Origin of the sequence: Flavobacterium aquidurense, assembly GCF_002217195.1 — a bacterium.
Classification (GTDB): Bacteria; Bacteroidota; Bacteroidia; order Flavobacteriales; family Flavobacteriaceae; genus Flavobacterium; species Flavobacterium frigidimaris.
In genome coordinates, this window is record NZ_MUGR01000037.1 from 55,149 (window position 1) to 75,562 (window position 20,414).

General features: G+C 33.8%; 22 protein-coding genes and 2 tRNA genes. 9 read left to right on the top strand and 15 right to left on the bottom strand.

What is annotated here, in order from left to right; translation table 11 throughout:
• Nucleotides 1-15: 15 nt before the first annotated feature.
• Both B0A67_RS19220 and B0A67_RS24815 read right to left on the bottom strand, forming a co-directional pair.
• The gene (locus B0A67_RS19220) at nt 16-1,086 is read right to left on the bottom strand and encodes an NADH:flavin oxidoreductase/NADH oxidase (RefSeq protein ID WP_072964743.1); all 1,071 of its coding nucleotides are present in this window, start codon (nt 1,084-1,086) and stop codon (nt 16-18) included.
• A 245-nt stretch (nt 1,087-1,331) separates the two neighbouring features.
• Nucleotides 1,332-1,451 (bottom strand): bacteriocin, encoded by a 120-nt coding sequence (locus tag B0A67_RS24815; protein ID WP_123887434.1) that lies wholly within the window; start codon nt 1,449-1,451, stop codon nt 1,332-1,334.
• 348 nt (nt 1,452-1,799) lie between these two features.
• Between B0A67_RS24815 and rseP the strand changes: the two genes are divergently transcribed.
• The 4 genes from rseP (at nt 1,800) to B0A67_RS19240 (ending at nt 3,869) form a co-directional block, all read left to right on the top strand.
• Entirely contained in the window at nt 1,800-3,143 is a 1,344-nt protein-coding gene (gene rseP, locus B0A67_RS19225) for an RIP metalloprotease RseP (RefSeq protein WP_072964742.1), read from the top strand.
• Nucleotides 3,144-3,226: 83 nt separating this feature from the next.
• Nucleotides 3,227-3,300 (top strand) — tRNA-Asn (locus B0A67_RS19230).
• A 38-nt stretch (nt 3,301-3,338) separates the two neighbouring features.
• A tRNA-Asn gene (locus B0A67_RS19235) sits at nt 3,339-3,412 on the top strand.
• Between the two features lie 175 nt (nt 3,413-3,587).
• Nucleotides 3,588-3,869, top strand: coding sequence for a GIY-YIG nuclease family protein (locus B0A67_RS19240; protein ID WP_072964741.1), 282 nt, complete (start codon nt 3,588-3,590; stop codon nt 3,867-3,869).
• Between the two features lie 270 nt (nt 3,870-4,139).
• On the opposite strand, the gene B0A67_RS19245 is transcribed toward B0A67_RS19240, so the two are convergent.
• From B0A67_RS19245 to B0A67_RS19275, 7 genes are all read right to left on the bottom strand, one after another.
• Nucleotides 4,140-4,847 (bottom strand): hypothetical protein, encoded by a 708-nt coding sequence (locus B0A67_RS19245; protein WP_072964740.1) that lies wholly within the window; start codon nt 4,845-4,847, stop codon nt 4,140-4,142.
• 203 nt (nt 4,848-5,050) lie between these two features.
• Nucleotides 5,051-5,950, bottom strand: a complete 900-nt coding sequence (locus tag B0A67_RS19250; RefSeq protein ID WP_072964739.1) for a hypothetical protein — start codon at nt 5,948-5,950, stop codon at nt 5,051-5,053.
• Between the two features lie 213 nt (nt 5,951-6,163).
• Nucleotides 6,164-7,360, bottom strand: a complete 1,197-nt coding sequence (locus B0A67_RS19255) for a C1 family peptidase (RefSeq protein ID WP_072964738.1) — start codon at nt 7,358-7,360, stop codon at nt 6,164-6,166.
• Between the two features lie 300 nt (nt 7,361-7,660).
• A complete protein-coding gene (locus B0A67_RS19260; RefSeq protein WP_072964737.1) occupies nt 7,661-8,818 on the bottom strand; it encodes a BamA/TamA family outer membrane protein in 1,158 nt (385 codons plus the stop codon).
• Between the two features lie 77 nt (nt 8,819-8,895).
• Nucleotides 8,896-9,867, bottom strand: coding sequence for a SphA family protein (locus B0A67_RS19265; RefSeq protein ID WP_072964736.1), 972 nt, complete (start codon nt 9,865-9,867; stop codon nt 8,896-8,898).
• Between the two features lie 59 nt (nt 9,868-9,926).
• Nucleotides 9,927-10,700 carry a helix-turn-helix domain-containing protein gene (locus B0A67_RS19270; protein WP_242670991.1) on the bottom strand — a complete coding sequence of 258 codons (774 nt, stop codon included), beginning with the start codon at nt 10,698-10,700 and terminating at the stop codon, nt 9,927-9,929.
• 557 nt (nt 10,701-11,257) lie between these two features.
• Complete coding sequence (locus B0A67_RS19275) at nt 11,258-11,842, bottom strand: DUF4136 domain-containing protein (protein WP_072964735.1); 585 nt, start codon at nt 11,840-11,842, stop codon at nt 11,258-11,260.
• Between the two features lie 513 nt (nt 11,843-12,355).
• On the opposite strand from B0A67_RS19275, the gene B0A67_RS25040 reads away from it, so the two are divergent.
• A complete protein-coding gene (locus B0A67_RS25040) occupies nt 12,356-12,523 on the top strand; it encodes a hypothetical protein (protein ID WP_207557360.1) in 168 nt (55 codons plus the stop codon).
• An 82-nt stretch (nt 12,524-12,605) separates the two neighbouring features.
• On the opposite strand, the gene pyk is transcribed toward B0A67_RS25040, so the two are convergent.
• The 5 genes from pyk to B0A67_RS19300 all read right to left on the bottom strand — a co-directional run bounded on the left by pyk (nt 12,606) and on the right by B0A67_RS19300 (nt 17,136).
• Nucleotides 12,606-14,036 (bottom strand): pyruvate kinase, encoded by a 1,431-nt coding sequence (gene pyk / locus B0A67_RS19280; RefSeq protein ID WP_072964734.1) that lies wholly within the window; start codon nt 14,034-14,036, stop codon nt 12,606-12,608.
• Between the two features lie 5 nt (nt 14,037-14,041).
• Nucleotides 14,042-14,530 (bottom strand): IPExxxVDY family protein, encoded by a 489-nt coding sequence (locus B0A67_RS19285; RefSeq protein ID WP_072964733.1) that lies wholly within the window; start codon nt 14,528-14,530, stop codon nt 14,042-14,044.
• A 125-nt stretch (nt 14,531-14,655) separates the two neighbouring features.
• A complete protein-coding gene (gene rnc / locus B0A67_RS19290; RefSeq protein ID WP_072964732.1) occupies nt 14,656-15,396 on the bottom strand; it encodes a ribonuclease III in 741 nt (246 codons plus the stop codon).
• A 9-nt stretch (nt 15,397-15,405) separates the two neighbouring features.
• Nucleotides 15,406-16,659: a beta-ketoacyl-ACP synthase II gene (fabF, locus tag B0A67_RS19295; RefSeq protein ID WP_072964731.1), complete on the bottom strand. Its 1,254-nt coding sequence runs from the start codon at nt 16,657-16,659 to the stop codon at nt 15,406-15,408.
• Nucleotides 16,660-16,899: 240 nt separating this feature from the next.
• Nucleotides 16,900-17,136, bottom strand: coding sequence for an acyl carrier protein (locus B0A67_RS19300; protein ID WP_007137004.1), 237 nt, complete (start codon nt 17,134-17,136; stop codon nt 16,900-16,902).
• A 175-nt stretch (nt 17,137-17,311) separates the two neighbouring features.
• On the opposite strand from B0A67_RS19300, the gene purN reads away from it, so the two are divergent.
• Both purN and rnhA read left to right on the top strand, forming a co-directional pair.
• Complete coding sequence (gene purN / locus B0A67_RS19305) at nt 17,312-17,875, top strand: phosphoribosylglycinamide formyltransferase (protein WP_072964730.1); 564 nt, start codon at nt 17,312-17,314, stop codon at nt 17,873-17,875.
• A 146-nt stretch (nt 17,876-18,021) separates the two neighbouring features.
• Complete coding sequence (gene rnhA, locus B0A67_RS19310; protein WP_072964729.1) at nt 18,022-18,498, top strand: ribonuclease HI; 477 nt, start codon at nt 18,022-18,024, stop codon at nt 18,496-18,498.
• Nucleotides 18,499-18,569: 71 nt separating this feature from the next.
• Here rnhA and B0A67_RS19315 read toward each other — a convergent pair whose 3' ends face one another.
• Nucleotides 18,570-18,917, bottom strand: a complete 348-nt coding sequence (locus B0A67_RS19315) for a DUF6249 domain-containing protein (RefSeq protein WP_072964728.1) — start codon at nt 18,915-18,917, stop codon at nt 18,570-18,572.
• Nucleotides 18,918-19,423: 506 nt separating this feature from the next.
• Here B0A67_RS19315 and B0A67_RS19320 point away from each other — a divergent pair.
• Both B0A67_RS19320 and B0A67_RS19325 read left to right on the top strand, forming a co-directional pair.
• Nucleotides 19,424-20,008: an RNA polymerase sigma factor gene (locus tag B0A67_RS19320; RefSeq protein ID WP_072964779.1), complete on the top strand. Its 585-nt coding sequence runs from the start codon at nt 19,424-19,426 to the stop codon at nt 20,006-20,008.
• The gene (locus B0A67_RS19325; RefSeq protein WP_072964727.1) at nt 19,995-20,390 is read left to right on the top strand and encodes a hypothetical protein; all 396 of its coding nucleotides are present in this window, start codon (nt 19,995-19,997) and stop codon (nt 20,388-20,390) included. The genes B0A67_RS19320 and B0A67_RS19325 overlap by 14 nt, the downstream gene beginning before the upstream one ends.
• The last annotated feature ends 24 nt before the right edge of the window (nt 20,391-20,414 follow it).

A 20,414-nucleotide genomic window follows, 5' to 3' on the forward strand; every position in this document is an offset into this window, starting at 1 on the left:
TGCCAATAATTTTTATTAAATTTTAGCGCGTTCGTATTGTTTTGGCCATTGAATATCGTCGTTTAGTTCTCTTGCGAAATCTAAAGGCAAATTTGGATTTCTCAAAGAGGCTCTGGCGAATAAAACCAAATCTGCCTGACCCGTTTCTAAAATTGCTTCGGCTTGTTTTGCTTCTGTAATTAGGCCTACTGCACCGGTTAAAATTGAAGCTTCCTTTTTAACTTTTTCCGCAAATGAAACCTGATAACCCGGTTTTAATTCAATTTTCTGATGCGAAACCAATCCGCCTGATGAGACATCGATTAAATCTACTCCTTTTTCTTTTAATATTTCAGAAAGCTTTACTGATTCTTCAGGATTCCATCCGCCTTCTGCCCAGTCTGTGGCTGAAATCCGCACGAATAAAGGCAAATCCGAAGGCCATTCTGATTGTACTGCTGCTATAATTTCGAGTGTAAAACGAATTCTGTTTTCGAAACTTCCTCCATATTCATCGGTTCTTATGTTAGTTAAAGGAGATAAAAACTGGTGCAGTAAATAACCGTGTGCACCGTGAATTTCCATTACCTGATAACCGGCTTCAACAGCTCTTTTTGTTGCTGTTTTAAAATCTGAAATCACTTTCTGAATTCCTTTTTTATCTAAAGCTTCCGGAAGAAATGGCTCGTTATCGTGATACGGAATCGCACTTGCAGCAACGGTCTGCCATCCGCCCTGATCGAAACCTAACTTTTTATTGCCTTCCCACGGAATCGAAACACTTGCTTTTCGTCCGGCATGTGCCAACTGAATTCCGGGAATCGAATTTTGGGAAACAATATATTCGGTGATTGTTTTTAGTTTCTGAATGTGCTCGTCTTTCCAGATCCCAAGATCCGAAGGAGAAATTCTGGCTTCAGGAGAAATCGCTGTAGCTTCCTGAATGATTAAACCCGCTCCACCACTGGCACGACTTCCTAAATGAACCAAATGCCAATCGTTTGCAAAGCCTTCAATCGCCGAATACTGACACATAGGCGAAATCGTAATTCTATTTTTTAAGGTGATATTTTTTATAGTAAGCGGTGAAAATAATAATGAAGCCATAGTTGTACCTTTTTAATGATTATACGCTATCTATTGAGTACGATAGTGTTTAAAAAAGTAAAGTTAAAGCTTCTTGTTAAAAGTAGAAATCTAAATGTTTATTAATTAACAAACATTTAGATTTCTATTTTTATGCATCATCTGAGACATTCTAATTTGATTCAGTACAATGATTTTCAAAAAAACTCTTTTCAAAAATTTTGAAAAGAGTTTTTCTTTGGTGTAAAATTACAACTCCGCAAATTTTACGCAGCTCCAATCAAAATGCCTCCAATTAAAATCGGCGCCACATCTTTTCCTCCAACTATACTTTGTAATTCTTTAGTACTAATCTCTTCTAAATTAAAATCTTCTATTGATTTCATAATATTAACATTTAAATTTATAAAATATCTCCTTAGGACTTTACTAATTTCCTAAGGTTAAATCTATTATTAAATTTTATTTAATCCAAATTTTGTTTTAATAAACCCGAATGACCTTTTAATAAAATTACAGCAGATGCAATCAGGAAAGACCTTTTATGAGATATTTTGTAACATTCACAATAAATAACTTACTAATAGATTATGAGCAAAGAAAGCTTTGCTAAATTTATAGAGAAGCAAGATCATTTATTAACAAGAATTTAAAACCTTAAGTGTTATCTTGCGGTCTTAAATTAAAATAGAAACGCTACTTTTGTGCGTTAAATTACGAACTAAAAATACAAAATGGATATAGTTATCAAACTCTCTCAATTTCTATTGAGTTTATCATTACTTATTATTCTTCACGAATTAGGACATTTTATTCCTGCAAAATTATTTAAAACAAGAGTTGAAAAATTTTACTTATTTTTTGATGTTAAATATTCGCTGTTAAAAAAGAAAATTGGCGAAACTGAATACGGAATCGGATGGTTACCGCTTGGTGGTTATGTGAAAATCTCCGGAATGATCGACGAAAGCATGGACAAGGATCAAATGGCTTTGCCACCGCAACCTTGGGAATTTCGTTCTAAACCGGCATGGCAGCGTTTGATCATTATGTTGGGCGGAGTTACTGTAAACTTTATTCTGGCATTTATTATATATATCGGAATGGCGTTTGCCTATGGCGATACTTATGTTGCCAGTGCAGATCTAAAAGATGGTGTATTGATTGAAAATCCAATCATGCTTAAATCAGGTTTTAAAACCGGTGATAAATTCCTTGCTGTTGACGGACAAAAAATCGAAAACTTAGACAATGATATCAACATGAAAATTATCATGGCAAAAGAAGTTTTGATCGAAAGAAACGGACAGCAGCAAACCATAAAAATACCAACTGATTTTGTTGATCAGTTAGCTAAACAAAAAAAAGAGCCACTTTTTACTATGAGAGTTCCTTTTGCTGTGGCTAATGTTACTCCGGAATCAGGAAATACGGATTTAAAAGCAAAAGATGTAGTCGTTAGTCTTAACGGACAAGATGCAAGATATTTTGATCAGGTTAAAACGATTTTAGAAAGCAATAAAGGAAAAACAATTCCTGCTGTCGTTTTACGTGATTTGAAAAAAACACCTATTACGGTTAAAGTTTCTGATGCAGGAAAATTAGGCGTTGGTGTTGGAGGTTTAAATATCGAATCATTAGAAAAACTAGGATACTATAAAGTAAGCACTAAAAGCTACGGTTTCTTTGAATCAATCCCGGTTGGACTAACAAAAGGGAAGGATCAATTGATCAGTTACGGAAAACAGCTTAAAATGATTTTTAACCCTGAAACGAAAGCATACAAACAAGTAGGTGGTTTTACGGCTATTTTCAATATTTTTCCTAGTACCTGGAGTTGGGAAGCTTTCTGGACAATCACTGCTTTATTGTCGATTATGCTTGGAGTTATGAATTTATTGCCAATTCCGGCTCTCGATGGTGGTCATGTAATGTTTTTATTATACGAAATAATTAGTGGTAGAAAACCAAGCGATAAATTCCTTGAAAACGCCCAAGTAGTTGGCTTCGTTTTACTTATAGGACTGCTTTTGTTTGCTAACGGAAACGATATCTACAAAGCAATTGCAGGCAAGTAAAAATATTTAATAAAAAGTGCTAAAATATTTTTGAGAATCTAAAAAATGATCTATATTTGCACTCGCTAAAACGAGCAACAACTTCCTCCTTAGCTCAGTTGGTTAGAGCATCTGACTGTTAATCAGAGGGTCCTTGGTTCGAGCCCAAGAGGGGGAGCAACTTTTTTTAGCAAACATATTTACCTTTAAGGTGATTCCTTCTTAGCTCAGTTGGTTAGAGCATCTGACTGTTAATCAGAGGGTCCTTGGTTCGAGCCCAAGAGAGGGAGCTTTTTTTAAATACCACTTATATTTTAAGTGGTATTTTTTTTTGATATTTACTCAAAAGGATCTTGTTAATCAGAGCCCCGATAGCCATCGGGGTTGGTTCGATCCAGAGGGAGCTTTTTTTAAATACCACTTACAAACGTAAGTGGTATTTTTTTGTTTTTATCTCAAATCACTATGCACATTGTCTACATTCTTCATTCCAATAAGCTTAACCGATTTTATATCGGGTTCACATCTGATTTCGATACCCGAATTGAATTTCATAAAAATGCTCAATCTCATAAATTTACAGCAAACGCTGATGATTGGGTATTGTTCCTCAAAATAATATGCGAAAGCAAAACCCAAGGATTACAAATCGAGAAGCACATTAAAAAAATGAAAAGCAAAACTTATATCCAAAACCTTCTGAAGTATCCAGAAATTATTTTAAAACTTAAAAACAAATACAACTAAAACTGTTAATCAGAGCCCCGATAGCCATCGGGGTTGGTTCAAGCCCAAGAGAGGGAGCTTTTAAAAAAAGTCTTTTCTCTTTTAATACTATAGTAAAATCAGTACTTCACGATAATTTATTAAAAAATGGAGATTTTGTCGGATCAGATGCAAAAGTTAGGGATTAAGCAAAAAGATGAGATAATCCCAATAAGAAAAAAGATATTAATTTTGTAATTTGCCAAGCTTCTGAATAAAAAGAAATTCTTTTTATTCAGCTAATAACTAAGCTTAGTTTCTGACCAGCTTATTATGCTTTACTACATTATTACCAATATTTTTACTTTCGAACAAAAGCATTGTTTCATTTGCTTTCTCCGCCTGGTCGATTCCTTTTAAGGATTGCGCATAGCGGTAATAATACATCGCATCTAAATCTGTAGTCATGCTAATGAGCTCTTCGTAGTATTTCGCTGCCGTTACAAGATCGCCATCAAAATAAGCCCTGTCAGCCACTTTTATAAGCATATCTATCGATTTATAGCCTTTGTGCAGAACCTTAGCATATGTTTCTACAATATCTATACTTAAATATTTTGGAGGCTCTGATACTGCCATTACATCAACTTTGATTGGTTTTATAACTGCAGCACTTGTATCAACAAAGGTTTTGGGTTCTAGTGCCAGTTTGACGCTCTTTACTTTTGGTTTTCCGTATATAGGAGTTACAACTCTGGTATTATTAGGCCCTAAGTCATACGTGTTGACCATTTCTAATTTTGAAACCTCATATTTGGTAATTCTTCTTCCAAAAGTCATATTGATCGTTTCTTCGACATAATAAGCTACGATAACAAGACCGTCCTTTGAGGTATCTTCCGGTTTTAAAATTGCAGTCCCATTCACAGCATGAGCAGAAATACGATCCTTACTTTGCCCAAAGGAGTGAAAAGAAAAAACAGACATCATTGCTATAAAACATCGCACATAAACTTTCATGATACATCAATAAGGTTATTAGGAATAAATACAATGCAAATATACTAATTATCAGTAAGTTACATTTAATTTTACTTCAAATTACCTAAAAACCCGTTGAAGTGCCTGCTTTCTTTGTTCGGGTTCAAAATTATGTTTGTTTCGAGAATATCTTCCAAAGTTTTAATGGTATAATACACCAACTCTTTGGCTGTTTTATACATTTATTTTTTATTTTCAAACAATTTCATCATCTCATCTGCTTTATCCATTTGATTGATTGCTTTTAAGGATTGAGCATAACGATAATAATACACGGGTTCTAAATTTTTAGCCATGCTAAACAACTCCGAATAATATTTAGCAGCTGTTGCCAAATCACCGTCAAAATAAGCCCTGTCTCCAACCTTTGTGAGCATCTCTATAGATTTATATCCTTTGTCCAACACTTTAGCATACGTTTTTACGACATCTATAGACAAAGATTTTGGCCCTCCATCCGCCGGAGCTGTTAACTCAACCTCGACAGGTTTAACAGCGGTCGCAGTAGCTGCAATTACATTTTTTGATTGCAGTCCCGTTTTAACAACTTTTGCTTTTGTATCAGTCAGATCGGTCTTAATAGCTTTAGAAGCTGTAGCAACAAGTGCTTTTGATTGTGGCTTTACTTCTTCCTTTTTTTCGTTTGATGATCCGTTTGTCAATTCAGAATTTACTACGACTGTTGAGTCTGCTTCTCCATACGAAGTTTTTTCTTTTGATCTTCTGTATATTGCATCCAGCCTGATAGGTTTAGCAGCCGCGACTGCAGTATCAACCAGAGCTTTTGGCGCCAGCGTTAATCGCGAATTTTTTCCTTTTACTTCTCCGTATATCGGAGTTATGGTTCTGGTATTATTAGGACCAAGATCGTAAGTACTTATCATACTTAACCTTGAAACCTTGTATTGGGTGACACTTCTGCCAAAAGTTTTATTAATCGTTTCTACAACAAGATATCCTATAATAGGATCATTGTTAGAAATGTTCTCTGGCATTGACGCCGCACTACTAATGCTTTGCCCAAAACTATTTATAGAAAAAACAGTTATAATAGCCAAATAATAAACTGAAAAAGCTTTCATAATGAATCGATAAAATTATTTCAACACTTTTAAATTTATGCGAATATACTGCACTTATGCTATTTACAATATAGAAAACCTACAAAAATTATTTAAGCCCATTAGAATCTTAGATTCTTTGTTGAAATTAACAATAATTGCTTAACTAAATGAATAAAAAAAGCGCCGCAATTATCTTGCAGCGCTTTTTCTATTTTATAAAACCTAAGGTAATTAAACCCCTAACTTCTTAGCGATATCCGTTGGAATTCCGCCTTTGTTTAGCAACAAAGCAGTTGTTTTGTATTTTACGAAATTCTTAGTTACAAACAAATAACCTTTGTAGTCGTTTGTTGCTCCCCAAGAATTTTTTACGATATAATATTCTTTTCCGGTTTGATCTTTGGCAAGACCAATAATGTGCATTCCGTGATCGTCTGTTGTTGTGTAGTTATCAAACGCAGTCTGACGCATTTCAGCAGTAATTTCAGGTTCTGCTTTTGGTCCGTTGAACATGTCTGCTTTTTCTTCGGCAGTCATATCGTCAAATTTCTTTGTTGGTACATATGCAACACCATTTTTCCAGCTAAAGCTTTTCTCGCTTACATCTGTTGCCCAGGCTACTGTGTATCCTTTTTTCAGAGCATTGTCGATAACATCTGTCATGTCGTTTACTTTTACGTTGTAAACCTGATCAAATGACCAGTTGTCCGGCACCATCATCGTTGTTTTTTCGTAATAAGGAGAAGTTGTAAAAGATGAAATCTCTACATACTCATCCGGATTAATACCTACTACTTCTTTAGCAAAAGTTTGTGGCGTATAGTTTTTTCCTTTGTATGCGAAGTTTTCCGGCACGGTTCCTAAATAAGAATCGATAACTGCAGTGTAAGCTTTTTTCCAGTTTGGGGTTAATTCTCCGTTCGGGTTTTTAACTACAGCTGTCAAAACACCTTCGATCATTGCAGCCATTTCTCCAAATTTATTTTTGTCTGTTCCGTAGTTCAGTCCAGTGTAAACTTCTCTAGGTACAGTTCCGTATTTTTTATACATATTAATTACATCATGCAATGCACCACCGTCGCCTAAAGTAACCGCTCCGTGCATACGAACATAATTAACTCCTTTTTCTACATAAACGTTTCTTGCCGAGTAAATTTGAGACAATTCTACCGGTTGTTTTCCTAAACGAATCATTTCTGATTCTAAGAAAGAGTTCGTAGAATAACTCCAGCAAGTTCCTGATGAACCTTGTAATTTTACAGAAGTAGTTCCAAGATTGATAACGTCAGTAAATTTAAAGTTTTCTTTACTTTTTTCGCTTGCATTTAGTTTTAGTGAATTCACTAAAATGTCTTGTGCAAAACAGCCTGTTGCCCCAACAAAAAAAACGGAAGCCGCAAGTACTGATTTGAATGAAAATGTATTCATAATTTATGTTTAATGATTTGATAAATTAGTTGTTGTAATCTACAATTTGTTACAAAACAATTAAATTTTAGTTAATAAAACTAACCTTCAAGCGTTAATTTTTACAAAATGTTTTTATTAAGCTATAAAAACTTACAAACTCTGCAAAATCAATAACCTATATAGAATTAGCAGAAATAGCTATTTATCTCTATAATTTGAGATAACGAACTGAGAAAAAGAGATACATCCTGAATATAAAAAACAACAAAACCCAACAAAATTATTGTCGGGTTTATTTATATTTTAATACTGTAAAAGTTATCGCAGCCAATTGCTGCCAAACACCACATAATACGCCCAATCTTCATTGCCTTTTGCTACATCGATTCCCATGCGGAGTTTGAATTTTCTGGCCAGTAAATATCTAAAACCAGTTCCGTAACTGTAAACTACGGGTTTGGCAAAAGCCTTGTCCCAATTGTCAAAAGCACTTGCAACACCGCCGTAGCCCATAAGACTCCATCTTCTATACAAATCCCATCTCAGCTCGCCTTCGGTAACGATACTGGTTTTGCCCTGATATCTTGCGGCAGGAATTCCTCTTAGGTTTATTCCCGGACGAAGATAAAAAGGCGGACTTCCAAAGGCTTGTTCTCCTTCGAGCCTCAATCCTCCAATTAGTTTTTTGGTTAGAGGATAATACCCTATTGCAGATAAATTTAACCGCCAAGCCTGGTAATCGCTTCCAATTGCTTTATCTGACCAAAAAAAGTCTGACTGAAGTCTTATTCCTTTATCGGGAGTAAAGATATTATCACGGCCATCAAACTGTAATGCTGCCCCAAGTTGACTGACAGTACTATTGATGTCTTTTGCGTTAGCAAAAACCGGAAGATTAGCTAAATCAGGAAAATTGATTTTAGAATCCATCAAAAAATACTGCGGACCTGCACTCCATTTTGCATTTCTAAACTGTTTCATCACTCTTGCGTAAAAGAAAAATGATCTAAAATTAAGGTCAATTTCCTTGTCTTTTCCAGAGGGCATATTTTCATAGAAGGACATGTTTACATCTCCGTAACCAGCTCCAACGCGATACATTATTTTTGATTTTATAAAACTTCCTGCCCGAAAGGCACCTGCACCCCAGCTCTTATTACCTGTATACATTCCCATCGCACCTGTAATGTCCGGATCGATAAATCTTTTCTTCCCGTTTTCATCAATAATCGGGTCGTGTTTTTTAAGGAAAATAGGCAATACTGCACCTCCAATGCCTCCCAAAGCAGGCTCTGTAATAAGCGTTGGCACTACAATAAAACCGTGCGCATAGATAATATAATCGCTCAAATCTATTGCTCCGTCTATAGAATCCCGTAAACTAATATGTTGTTTTTGTGCATTGACTGTCGTGATTGATAACAGAAAGAAAAAATTTATGAGAAATAATTTCCTGAAGAATTTTGTGTTTTTCATTTAAACTAAATTTAGAATTTATTAAATCCATCAAAAAAAACCTCAACTAAAAAAAACAATCAAAATCGTTATTCAGACTATTTTTTTTTGAAACTAAACACGTGTGCCAGCGTTAAGAAAAAGGTATTTCCCTGAAATCTGTTGATTGCATTGACCTCAGCAATCCAGCGCAGTCCTGCAGAAGTGCTGCAGCCAATATGAAAATAATTTACCTCGGCTCCTATGCCGCCTATACGGTCTTTATCGGTTTCAATAGTACCTATTACGGGAACCGGAATTTTATCATTCGTAACTTTGTATTGCAAATAATAAATCAACCCTGCGTTTATGATTGATTTCGGAACAGGATTTGTACCGTCCATTACGTAAAATGTTTTTCCTAAACCGCCTTCGACACTTAAGATATCTCCGGTTTTAATATCTGTATCTTTCTTTTTTCTATTTATTTCATAAGAGAATAAAGCTGAAAAATGAAAGGTCTTTTTATCATTAAAGAATAAGGTTGTTCCGGCAGAAAACTCATTCATAAACATCCCTAAACCGCTATTATCTGAAGCTCCCACATCAAATTTTCCGGTTGGTAAATACATTTGGTAGCTAAAAACAAAATCGGCTCTTTTATTGTGCCATCCTAATTGCAAAGGCTGTATATAGGTGTCTGTAAAAGCTAAAGAATTTCTGGTGTCTACACTATTTCCCTGAATTGTGTTTGCCGCAAAAGCAAGTAAGATAGTGGCTCCGTAATTGGCTCCCAGAATTTTGAAATCACTTACATAAGAGGCTCCCGCTCCCGTGATGGACATGGTGAGATCAGGATTTGCAATTGACTTGTCACCATCTGCATTTCGTAAAGAGGATGCGGTATAAAAATATCCGGGAACATAAACACTTAATGTGTTTTCCGGAGTCTGGGTTCCTGACTGTAATCCCATGGCACCTAAAATATGACCTCCTTTAAGCTGTGCATGACTAAAAAAACAGACAAAAAGAAGTAGCACTATATAACCTGATTTTATGGTCTGTCTTTGGATATTAAATTTCGTCTTCATAGTTGCTGTTTTTAAAAAATTAAAGAGATTTCACAACTTCTTTGACCTACTATTTTTATTTAGCCGGAAGCTTGTTTAAAATAATAAGTATTGTTTTTCTCAGGGTTAATTCTAATTACTTTGAAATATTCAGAAGGAGATTTTCCGGTATGTTTTATAAATGCCCTAAAACAAGTGGTTCTGGATTTAAAACCTGATCCCCATGCCATACCTTCGAGCGATAGATCTTTCCATTCAGGATCATTGATTTTTTCTCTAAAGTATTCTATCCTTTTTATATTGACATAATCCTGAAAATGAAGATTGAATTCAGAATTAATTAAATTAGAAATATGATGAACTGATATTCCGGTTTCATCAGCTATATCGCGAATTACTAAATCTTTTTTTAAAAAAAGTTCTTTTGATGCAAATATGCATTCGAGCTTATTAAGGTATAGTAATTTTTTTTCGGGAGTTAATTCTTTAACTAATGGTAAAACGGTTTTATTCTCGTTTGTTTTTATTATCACAGGACTTTCTTCAGCAGCCTCAAAAGTTTCACTCGTATCATAAAAAATTTGTGGTTTAAAATAAAGCCAGCCCACTGTAAAAACTAAAACTGATGATATTAAAATGTAACTTGAAAAATCAATATTATCTACTCTTCTGATTAAAAAATAATGTACAAAAAGTGCTGAGAACAAAAACAAAATCATCAAATTATATACTCTGATCCAACTTAGAATCTTTACCCTGTTAAAATGATTTTCTTTAAATTTTTTCAAATCATAATTTAAAATCATCATTGTCTGACAAAAAGCATATAACAGCCATACGGTCAGACTTAACATAGAAAAAGGATTTTTTATTCTGGCAGAAATGTTGTGAATGATATGAAGATCAATATAATTTCCTATCCATACAAAAAACGTTAAACTAAAATAAATCAGAAATGGCAAAAAATGAAACCAATCATATTTTTTGAACAGTTTGTCTGAAAACAAAATACTTCTTACATACAAAAAAGCACAAGGAGCCACTAAAAAGATAAATGATTTTGCAATTATAAATAAATCAGGAAAATCCTTTAAGCCATTTGCCGATAAGTAAAAGTTATAAATACTCACCACAGCAAGACTGAATAAAAACAGGCCTAAAAAAAACTTTTTGAGTAATTTTTTTTTGAAAAAAGAACCATAAAGGATGTTGCAAAACCAACTATTGTAGCTATAAAAAAGAAAAGCGAAAGTATAATATCGATCATGAGTTTTTAAGCTTAATTTATTTCGTATTTTCCTTTCCTTTTCAAAATAAATTTTAAAAAGAAAGTTTCCGGATATTGTGTCTATAGACTGTACTTATTTGTTCAACAAACAAGTACAGTGATAAGACCACAAATATTTACAAACTATTTTTTTGCTAATCCGGGAGGGAAACCAGCCAGGATTTTTTTGATAGAATTAGTAACAAATTCCTCAGGATCACTAGGCTTGCTGTCTATTTGAGCATTTCCTATTCCTTGCCAAATCAGTTTTTGAGTTTTTGAGGATACAATATCAATTATCAGTGAGCCATCAACATAATCGTAGGAGTTGAAGGTTGTATTTGCATTACCCATCATGGCACCGCCGCCTCCCCAATATCCGTAAGGACGATACATTCCTCCATAACCATAAAAATCAGTATTGGCAGATACAGATGTTTTGTTTTTTAAGATGGTTACTGCATTTACTTTTAGATCCGGATTGCTGGTTGTTTCTGTAAAACCTTTGCTGATCAGCTCAGAACGGATTGCTTTTGTAATACGATCAACATTTAACTGGTTGATCTGACCTTCCTGCGCTTTTAAATCATAAAATGCAAAAGTTTTATATTCACTAAAATTAGCCGAGTGATCATAATCACTTGTAACTTTTACAGTTGGAGAGCAGCTGTAAATTAAACCCAAAAACAATATTGGGATTATACGAAGATTCTTTCTTTTAATATTCATCTTATGGTATTTAAATTAATGATTAAATTAGTTTTACTTGAAATTCTTAAAATCGTGCTTAAACCCTGAATATACGGGAAGTCATGTTAAATATTTGCTTGTATTTTCACAAACAACTATTAAACAATATATTAGCCCATACTCAAAGATATAATTATTTTATTTAACTGACATCATGCCGCCAGTAAAATTCTTACTTAATTACTCAGAGTCATCTATTCGGATTAGAATGAATAACCCTGAGTATTTTTAAGTTCTATTTTCCTTGTACAACTACATAACTGTCTTGTCTGACATTGTTTCATTTTATAAAATGAAACAATAAAAATGTTTTATTTTGCTACATCGTGTTCCATTTTATAAAATGAAACATCTAAAAATTAAATCAAGAAGTTATATCGATTATTTTATCTTCAATAAGAGGGTAACAAAATCACTTTATTTTAATCTCTTTTTTTAGTCAAACTTTAAAAAAGAACATTTGATTTTGCGCAAAGCTTAAGATTGTATTTGATGATTGAATATCATGAAGCGAAATTGGCAGATTTTCACCTTCACTATAGTAAGAAATTTGCAAATTATTTTGCAGTCTATTCGATGAAAAACAATTTTGAAGACATGATTTATCCTAAACTAAAGAGAATAAAAAAGACTTATGAAATTGTTCATAAGTCTGCATAAATTTAAAAAAAGAAAAATGTCATAAAAAAAGCCATTCGAAGTATCGAATGGCTCATTATATTGTAATCCTAAAAGAAGATTATTATTCTATTTCAGAAACTCTCATGGTATTTACCATTCCTTTATCTTTAATTGGCATAGCTGCAAGATTAATCAAATAATCCCCTTTTGTAGCATAACCTTTTTCAACAGCAATTTTATTTACATCTGTTACAGTATCATCTGTACTTTCGTCTTTATCATAGAAGTAAGACTTAACTCCCCACAATAAATTCAATTGTGTTAAGATTCTTCTGTTTGAAGTAAATACTAAAATGTGTGCAGACGGTCTCCAAGCCGAAACCTGAAAAGCTGTATATCCGCTATTTGTTAATGTACAAATTGCTTTTGCTTTGATTTCGTTAGCCAATAAAGCTGCCTGATGACAAACTGTTTTAGTAACAAAACGTTTTGTTTTAATTTGTGGTGTATTTTGCGGAACCTGAATAAGTGGAGAATCCTCTACAGCTTCACAAATTTGTGTCATTCTTTGAATAACCTGTACAGGATAATTTCCTGTAGCCGTTTCTCCAGATAACATTACAGCATCAGCTCCATCCATTACAGAGTTTGCAACGTCATTTACTTCAGCTCTTGTTGGTGTTAGACTTGTAATCATTGTCTCCATCATTTGTGTAGCAACGATAACAGGAATTCTTGCAATTTTAGCTCTTCTGATCAAATCTTTTTGAACCAATGGTACTTCGTGTGCAGGAAGTTCAACTCCTAAATCTCCACGTGCCACCATTAAACCATCACAATACGCTACAATTTTATCCATGTTCTCAAGAGCTTCCGGCATTTCAATTTTCGCAATAATTGGAATTTTATATTCTGAATGTTTCGCGATTAATTCTTGAAGGTCTTGTAAATCACGAGGTGTTTTTACAAACGAAAGTGCGATCCAGTCTACTTTTTGCTCAATAGCAAAAATAGCATCTGCAATATCTTTTTCAGTTAAAGCCGGTAAAGAAATCTTAGTGTTTGGAAGATTAACTCCTTTTTTAGATTTTAATTCTCCACCCTGTATAACTCTGGCAACAACTTCTGTTTTTTTATCTGTTGAAACAATTTCAAAAATCAGTTTACCGTCGTCAAGCAAAATACGCTCACCAGCATTAACATCATTTGGAAAGTTTTGGTATTTCATGAACACTTTTTGAGCTGTTCCCAAAATATCTTCTGCGGTTGTAAAAGTGATCAAATCACCATCATGAACTACAGTTCCTTCCTCCATTACACCAACTCTAAGTTTTGGTCCCTGTAAATCTCCAAGGATTGCTGTAGTGTAGCCAAACTCTTCGTTCAGGCCTCTGATAATATTAATTTTCTCTTTTACTCCTTCGTAATCAGCATGCGAAAAATTAACTCTAAACACATTAACCCCTGCATCGATCATATCTTTGATGATCTCTCTCGTACCACATGCAGGACCAAGTGTAGCGACAATTTTGGTTTTCTTGTTTGTTAACATTTTTTTTAAAAAATTAGATTGTTTTTTGATTTTATTTTATCAGTATCGACAGCATAAATAGCTGCAATACTCTCGATGGTATTTAACTGTTGTTGAATTTCTGAAAAATCAATAGTCTCTTCACTATTTTCTATTTTCAGGAAAAAATCTACCTTTTTGAATTCAGGAAGTAAATGAATTGTTGTTGAAACCTCACTCGTTTCATTAGAAAACAAATCTTGAGAATCATTTCTACTCACTGAAATGATTTCATTTTTATTCTGAATTAAATTCCATGACACTGTTTTTTCAGCATCATAATAATAGTATCTCGAAAAATTTGCCTCGCCTTCTTTAGTTTGAGCATGGATCTCGTTTTTGCTCTTACTTAAGTTTATCGGAAGGTTTTTATTGATAAAATAGGCCAATCTATAATCTTCTAATGAAGTGTGGATTGCCATTAAATAATAATCAATTTCGTCAAATTCGTCTAAATCCAATCTATGAATAGCCATGTCATGAAAAATCAAGGTGTAAATATACTATTTCTTGCGGAGCTTAAATAGTTAAGAAGGGGTTGTTTTTATTAATTTATAAACGAAAACGTTATAGCTTTAAGATAGTTACAGCAAAATTGTAGCTATTTCTTGTCTATTTTTTCCTGAAATGCAAAATAAGCTCTTTGTGATGCTTTCTCTTCTGCCTTCTTTTTTGAAGTGGCCCGCGCTCTTGCGATGACTTTATCGTCTATACTTAATTTAACGCCAAATAAGCGCTGTCCGTCGATACCGTTATCTTCAAAAATGTCATAATGAAAAACTCTTTTCTCTTTCTGACACCATTCGATAACCAAACTTTTATAACTAATTACTTTACCTTCAAGTCGTGCAATATCAACATAAGGCGCAACAACTCTTTTTTGAATAAATTTTTCGCAAAACGAATATCCTTTGTCCAGATAAATGGCTCCTACAAGAGATTCAAAAATATTACCATGAATGTTTTCTCCAAAATGCTGAATGGGTACTTTGCTTTCTACAAAACGAACCAGGTTTAAATCTTTACCCAATTCATTTAGATGTTCACGGCTCACAATCTTTGACCGCATTTTGGTCAGGTAACCTTCGTCTCCATTTGGTGCTTTATTAAATAGATGCGCTGCAATTACAGCACTTAACATCGCATCTCCTAAAAATTCGAGTCGTTCATAATTTATTGGATGTCCTGATTCGTCTAATTTATTGGAAGATCTGTGGGTAAAAGCTTTCTTATAAAAATCGATCGTTGTAGGCTGAAAACCAAGTATTTTCTGAATAGTGTCAAAAAAAATCCCGTCTTCTAGAGAACGGGATTTAGAAAATATTTTTTTGATAAAATTCATATACAGAAATTAGTCAACTAATTTTTTAAACAATACGCAAGCATTGTGTCCACCAAAACCAAAAGTGTTACTCATCGCAACATTTACTTCTCTTTTCTGAGGTTTGTTTAAGGTAAGATTCAATGAAGGATCAATCTTTTCATCCACTACTGTATGGTTGATAGTTGGAGGAACAATACCATGTTTCATTGCTAAAATCGAAGCAATTGCCTCAATAGCTCCGGCAGCACCAAGTAAGTGACCGGTCATTGATTTGGTAGAGTTGATATTGATTGTTTTTGCATGATCACCAAAAACAGCACTAATTGCTTTCAATTCGGCTACATCTCCTAATGGAGTAGAAGTTCCGTGAGTATTGATATGATCAATATCTTCCGGTTTTAATCCGGCATCTCTTAATGTATTTTTCATTACTGCAATAACTCCAATTCCTTCCGGATGTGGTGCAGTTAAGTGGTAAGCATCAGATGACATTCCGCCACCGCCAACTTCGCAATAAATTTTTGCGCCTCTGGCTTTGGCATGTTCGTATTCTTCAAGAACCAAAGCTCCTGCTCCTTCTCCTAAAACAAAACCATCTCTGGTTGCATCAAAAGGTCTTGAAGCCGTTTCCGGACTTTCGTTTCTTGTTGATAAAGCGTGCATAGAGTTAAAACCTCCCATACCCGCAATAGTAATAGCAGCTTCTGAACCACCTGATACAATAACATCACACATTCCTAAACGAATGTAGTTGAAAGCATCGATTAATGCATTTGCAGAAGATGCACATGCAGAAACAGTAGTATAATTTGGCCCCATATACCCATTACGCATGGAGATGTGTGCTGGTGCAATATCGGCAATCATTTTAGGAATAAAAAACGGATTAAATTTTGGCGTTCCGTCTCCTTTAGCATAATAAATTACTTCATCCTGAAAAGTTTCTAAACCACCAATTCCAGCTCCCCAAATAACACCCACTCTTGTTTTGTCGATATTATCATCAGTAAGTCCGGCATCTTTGATAGCTTCGTCACTTGCAGCAACAGCATATTGAGCGAATTTATCTAATCTTCGAGATTCCTTGCGATCCATGTAATCTTCAATATTGAAGTTTTTTACTTCACAGGCAAATTTCGTTTTATGCTTCTCTGTATCATAATACGTGATAGGAGCGGCTCCGCTTACCCCATTCACAAGTGCCTCCCAATAATCCTGGATATTATTCCCGATAGGAGTAAGAGCACCTAATCCTGTTACAACAACTCGCTTTAACGTCATAAATATGTATTTTGTACTTTAAACAAATAAAACCCACGCTTTCTTAACTGTATTGTTTACTTAAGAGCCATGGGCATTACAATATAAATATATCTTTTTGATTGAAAACCAATCGAAATTTAAATTTTAAAAAAATAATAACACCCGACTCTTAAAAATTACAAAAGTGAAAAATCAAAATCCAATTTTGGAATTTTGAATTTCAAAAATTGGTGCTTTTAGAAATCGGGTGCGGTATTATTATTTTTTAGCTTCTTCGATATAAGAAATAGCTTGACCAACAGTAGCAATGTTTTCTGCTTGATCGTCTGGAATTTGAATATCAAATTCTTTTTCGAATTCCATAATAAGCTCAACAGTGTCTAATGAGTCAGCTCCCAAATCATTAGTGAAGCTTGCTTCTGTTACAACTTCGTTTTCGTCAACACCTAATTTGTCTACGATAATCGCTTTTACTCTTGATGCAATGTCTGACATAATCTTTAATTTTAGAATTTAATTTGTTGGCAAAAATAAAAAACTTTATTTTAAAACCACGATTTAGTTTATAAATGTAACACTAATTTATAAAATTAATTTCAAGAAAGACTTTTTAATACTATTTATTTTCGATTTTTATTCCGTTTTTTGCATTCTAAAATTACACTGTATTATGAAAAAAATTATTGTTTTTGCCTCAGGATCAGGGACTAATGCTGAAAATATCATAAAATATTTTGCCAAAACTAAAATCGCAAGAGTTGTTTCTGTTTTTACTAATAATGCTTCGGCAAAAGTCATTGAAAGAGCAGCGAATCATCAAATTCCGACCGAAATCTTCTCAAAAAGCGAATTATTAGAGCGAAACCTCTTACAGAAAATACAGGAAATCGACCCGGATATGATAGTTCTGGCAGGTTTTTTATTGAAATTCCCGGATCATATAATCGAGAAATATCCCAACAAGATAATCAACATACATCCTGCACTTTTACCTAATTACGGAGGAAAAGGAATGTACGGAATGCACATACACAGGGCTATAGTTAATAATAAAGAGAAAGAAACAGGAATTTCTATTCATTATGTAAACGAACATTATGATGAAGGCGGCATTATCTTTCAGAAAAATGTTGCACTGACAGAAGATGACACCCCGGAAACTGTGGCCGAAAAGATTCATGAACTGGAACAAAAGTATTTTCCGGAAATCATTTCGAGATTATTGGAGGATTAGATTTTAGATTTCTTGGACATAAGACTTCTTAGATTTTGATTATTTAAAATTAAAATCTAAGAAATCCGCAATATCAAATTCTAGGAAGTCCAAAAAACAAAAAATCTAAAAAGTCTAACAATCTAAAATCTAAGAAGTCTAAAAAAATGAATCACGAAGTACATATATATACAGATGGCGCTGCAAAAGGAAATCCCGGAAACGGCGGTTATGGCGTAGTGATGGAATTGGTTGGAACTCCGCATAAAAAAGAATTTTACGAAGGTTTCCGTTTGACTACAAATAACAGAATGGAACTTTTAGCCGTAATTGTCGGGCTTGAAAAACTCAAAAACCCTAATATGAAGGTTCTTGTGGTTTCAGACTCTAAATACGTCATTGATTCTGTTGTAAAAAAATGGGTTTTTGGGTGGGAGAAAAAAAACTATACCGGCAAAAAAAATCCGGATTTATGGAAACGCTTTTTAATCATTTACAGGAAACATCAAGTCGACTTTAAATGGATCAAAGGACACAACAATCATCCCCAAAACGAACGCTGTGATGAATTGGCTGTTATGGCGGCTATGCAGAAAAATCTTTCGATAGATGTTTATTACGAAACTATCGGTTCTAAATCATAAAAAAAAACGCGTAAAAAAACAATTGTTTCCGACGCGTTTTTTCGTTTCTGAAGTTACTAACTTAAACAATTTTATTGTTTATCCAGATCTTTAGCCCTGTGAAACCCTACAAGCAAACCTACTCCTGACATCGTGATGATTGTTGCCGGATACACCACATCTGAATTCATTGCTGTATAAGTAGATAGAAATAAAGCAATAAAAAATCCAAGTCCAATACCTATTAAAAGAAAAGCCGTATTCAAAATAAGGATTTTCCAGGCCGGAACTCCATTCGTTCTTCCTTTTAAAAAGATACTGGCATCAACTCCTTTTTCTATAAGTGCTAAACGCTCTCTGTTTCTTGTTGAGTAAATAAGATAGACGATTCCGAAGATCATTAGGAAAAGACTAATTGGTACTAAAATTTGAGCTCCCATAATTTTTGTGTTTTATAATTGATTGATACCTATAGGACGACATGTTTTGAATTGAGGTTACAACTTTCGATAAAAAAAATTCAAATTTTAAATTCTAAATTCCAAAACTTACTGATAATGAGTTAATTTTGAGTTTAAAATTATTACTGAGAAACGACAAATTTTTATATATAGTAACCATAATCTTGTTATCCCAAGGAACAAGGGATCTCCAGAAGTAGCTCGACAGAGATTAGCGATTTTGATTGCGGAGTTTCTTATGAAGATCCCTTGTTCCTCGGGATGACAAAAATGAGAAATGGTTCTCATGAAAACAAGTGCCCTAGCCCCGATAGAAGTGGAAATCCTTTTGTGCCCGCCGCGGCGGACACAAAAGATTGGAACGAATAGCGGGATTAGCTCCTGAAAAAAGCTTTGGAAATGGAATTTGGAATTTAAAAATTGGAATTTATTTATTTTTTAAAAATTCTTGTAACCTAAACACAGAATGTGTCGTCTTACATAACATGAGTGCACAAAGTGATCAATATTATATCGATAAAATTATAAACGGCGAGACGAATGCTTTTGCCGTGTTAGTTGACCGTTATAAAAATATGATCTTTACATTAGCTCTCAAAATGGTTACAAACAGAGAAGAAGCCGAAGAAGTTGCGCAGGATACTTTTATTAAAGCGTATAATTCTTTAAGCAAGTTTAAAGGCGATTCTAAATTTTCGACCTGGATTTATAAGGTTGCTTATAATACGTGTTTAGATCGTTTGAAGAAAAACAAAAAAGAAGACAACAATATATCAATAGATGAGTTTTCGGCTCATTTAATAAAAACGATGGACAATGCTTTGAGCGCTTTAGAAGATAAAGAACGAAAGCAGACCATTCAGAATTGTTTGAATTTATTGCCGAGTGAAGATAATTTCCTGCTCACCTTATTTTATTTTGAAGATCAGAGTTTAGAAGAAATCGGAAAGGTCATGAACATTAATGCTAATAATGTTAAGGTAAAATTATTCAGAAGCCGACAAAAATTAGCCGTAATTTTGAAAAAGCAATTAGAACCAGAAATAATAGAATGTTATGAAAGAAAATGATAAAGAAATAGAAAATCTGATTGAAAGAATGATGGCCGAAAACACTTTGGAAACGCCATCTTTCGACTTTACTTCAAAAATCATGTCTCAGGTTTTAGTTGCTGAAAAAAGCAAAATCAAAGTTTACAAACCGTTGATTTCTAAATCGACCTGGATATTTATTGGTATCAGTTTAGCTGCTTTAACGGCTTATGCTATTTATTTCAATAACGACATTTCTAATTTTGAAATAGCTAAAACATATTCGGATAAAGCTTCTGCACTATTTTCAGGAATTCATATTTCTAAAAATGTACTTTACGCTTTATTGGTGGTTCCGTTTATGGTTTTAATTCAGATTGGGGTTTTGAAAAATTATTTTGATAAGAAGTATGAGTTGTAGAATTAAACCAAAACTTTAACTAAT

Excerpts from the sequence above, each read along its gene's own strand:
- B0A67_RS19220 (WP_072964743.1), bottom strand. The coding sequence starts at position 1,086 with ATGGCTTCATTATTATTTTCACCGCTTACTATAAAAAATATCACCTTA.
- B0A67_RS24815 (WP_123887434.1), bottom strand. The coding sequence starts at position 1,451 with ATGAAATCAATAGAAGATTTTAATTTAGAAGAGATTAGTACTAAAGAA.
- rseP (WP_072964742.1), top strand. The coding sequence starts at position 1,800 with ATGGATATAGTTATCAAACTCTCTCAATTTCTATTGAGTTTATCATTA.
- B0A67_RS19240 (WP_072964741.1), top strand. The coding sequence starts at position 3,588 with ATGCACATTGTCTACATTCTTCATTCCAATAAGCTTAACCGATTTTAT.
- B0A67_RS19245 (WP_072964740.1), bottom strand. The coding sequence starts at position 4,847 with ATGAAAGTTTATGTGCGATGTTTTATAGCAATGATGTCTGTTTTTTCT.
- B0A67_RS19250 (WP_072964739.1), bottom strand. The coding sequence starts at position 5,950 with ATGAAAGCTTTTTCAGTTTATTATTTGGCTATTATAACTGTTTTTTCT.
- B0A67_RS19255 (WP_072964738.1), bottom strand. The coding sequence starts at position 7,360 with ATGAATACATTTTCATTCAAATCAGTACTTGCGGCTTCCGTTTTTTTT.
- B0A67_RS19260 (WP_072964737.1), bottom strand. The coding sequence starts at position 8,818 with ATGAAAAACACAAAATTCTTCAGGAAATTATTTCTCATAAATTTTTTC.
- B0A67_RS19265 (WP_072964736.1), bottom strand. The coding sequence starts at position 9,867 with ATGAAGACGAAATTTAATATCCAAAGACAGACCATAAAATCAGGTTAT.
- B0A67_RS19270 (WP_242670991.1), bottom strand. The coding sequence starts at position 10,700 with ATGTTAAGTCTGACCGTATGGCTGTTATATGCTTTTTGTCAGACAATG.
- B0A67_RS19275 (WP_072964735.1), bottom strand. The coding sequence starts at position 11,842 with ATGAATATTAAAAGAAAGAATCTTCGTATAATCCCAATATTGTTTTTG.
- B0A67_RS25040 (WP_207557360.1), top strand. The coding sequence starts at position 12,356 with ATGATTGAATATCATGAAGCGAAATTGGCAGATTTTCACCTTCACTAT.
- pyk (WP_072964734.1), bottom strand. The coding sequence starts at position 14,036 with ATGTTAACAAACAAGAAAACCAAAATTGTCGCTACACTTGGTCCTGCA.
- B0A67_RS19285 (WP_072964733.1), bottom strand. The coding sequence starts at position 14,530 with ATGGCTATTCATAGATTGGATTTAGACGAATTTGACGAAATTGATTAT.
- rnc (WP_072964732.1), bottom strand. The coding sequence starts at position 15,396 with ATGAATTTTATCAAAAAAATATTTTCTAAATCCCGTTCTCTAGAAGAC.
- fabF (WP_072964731.1), bottom strand. The coding sequence starts at position 16,659 with ATGACGTTAAAGCGAGTTGTTGTAACAGGATTAGGTGCTCTTACTCCT.
- B0A67_RS19300 (WP_007137004.1), bottom strand. The coding sequence starts at position 17,136 with ATGTCAGACATTGCATCAAGAGTAAAAGCGATTATCGTAGACAAATTA.
- purN (WP_072964730.1), top strand. The coding sequence starts at position 17,312 with ATGAAAAAAATTATTGTTTTTGCCTCAGGATCAGGGACTAATGCTGAA.
- rnhA (WP_072964729.1), top strand. The coding sequence starts at position 18,022 with ATGAATCACGAAGTACATATATATACAGATGGCGCTGCAAAAGGAAAT.
- B0A67_RS19315 (WP_072964728.1), bottom strand. The coding sequence starts at position 18,917 with ATGGGAGCTCAAATTTTAGTACCAATTAGTCTTTTCCTAATGATCTTC.
- B0A67_RS19320 (WP_072964779.1), top strand. The coding sequence starts at position 19,424 with ATGAGTGCACAAAGTGATCAATATTATATCGATAAAATTATAAACGGC.
- B0A67_RS19325 (WP_072964727.1), top strand. The coding sequence starts at position 19,995 with ATGAAAGAAAATGATAAAGAAATAGAAAATCTGATTGAAAGAATGATG.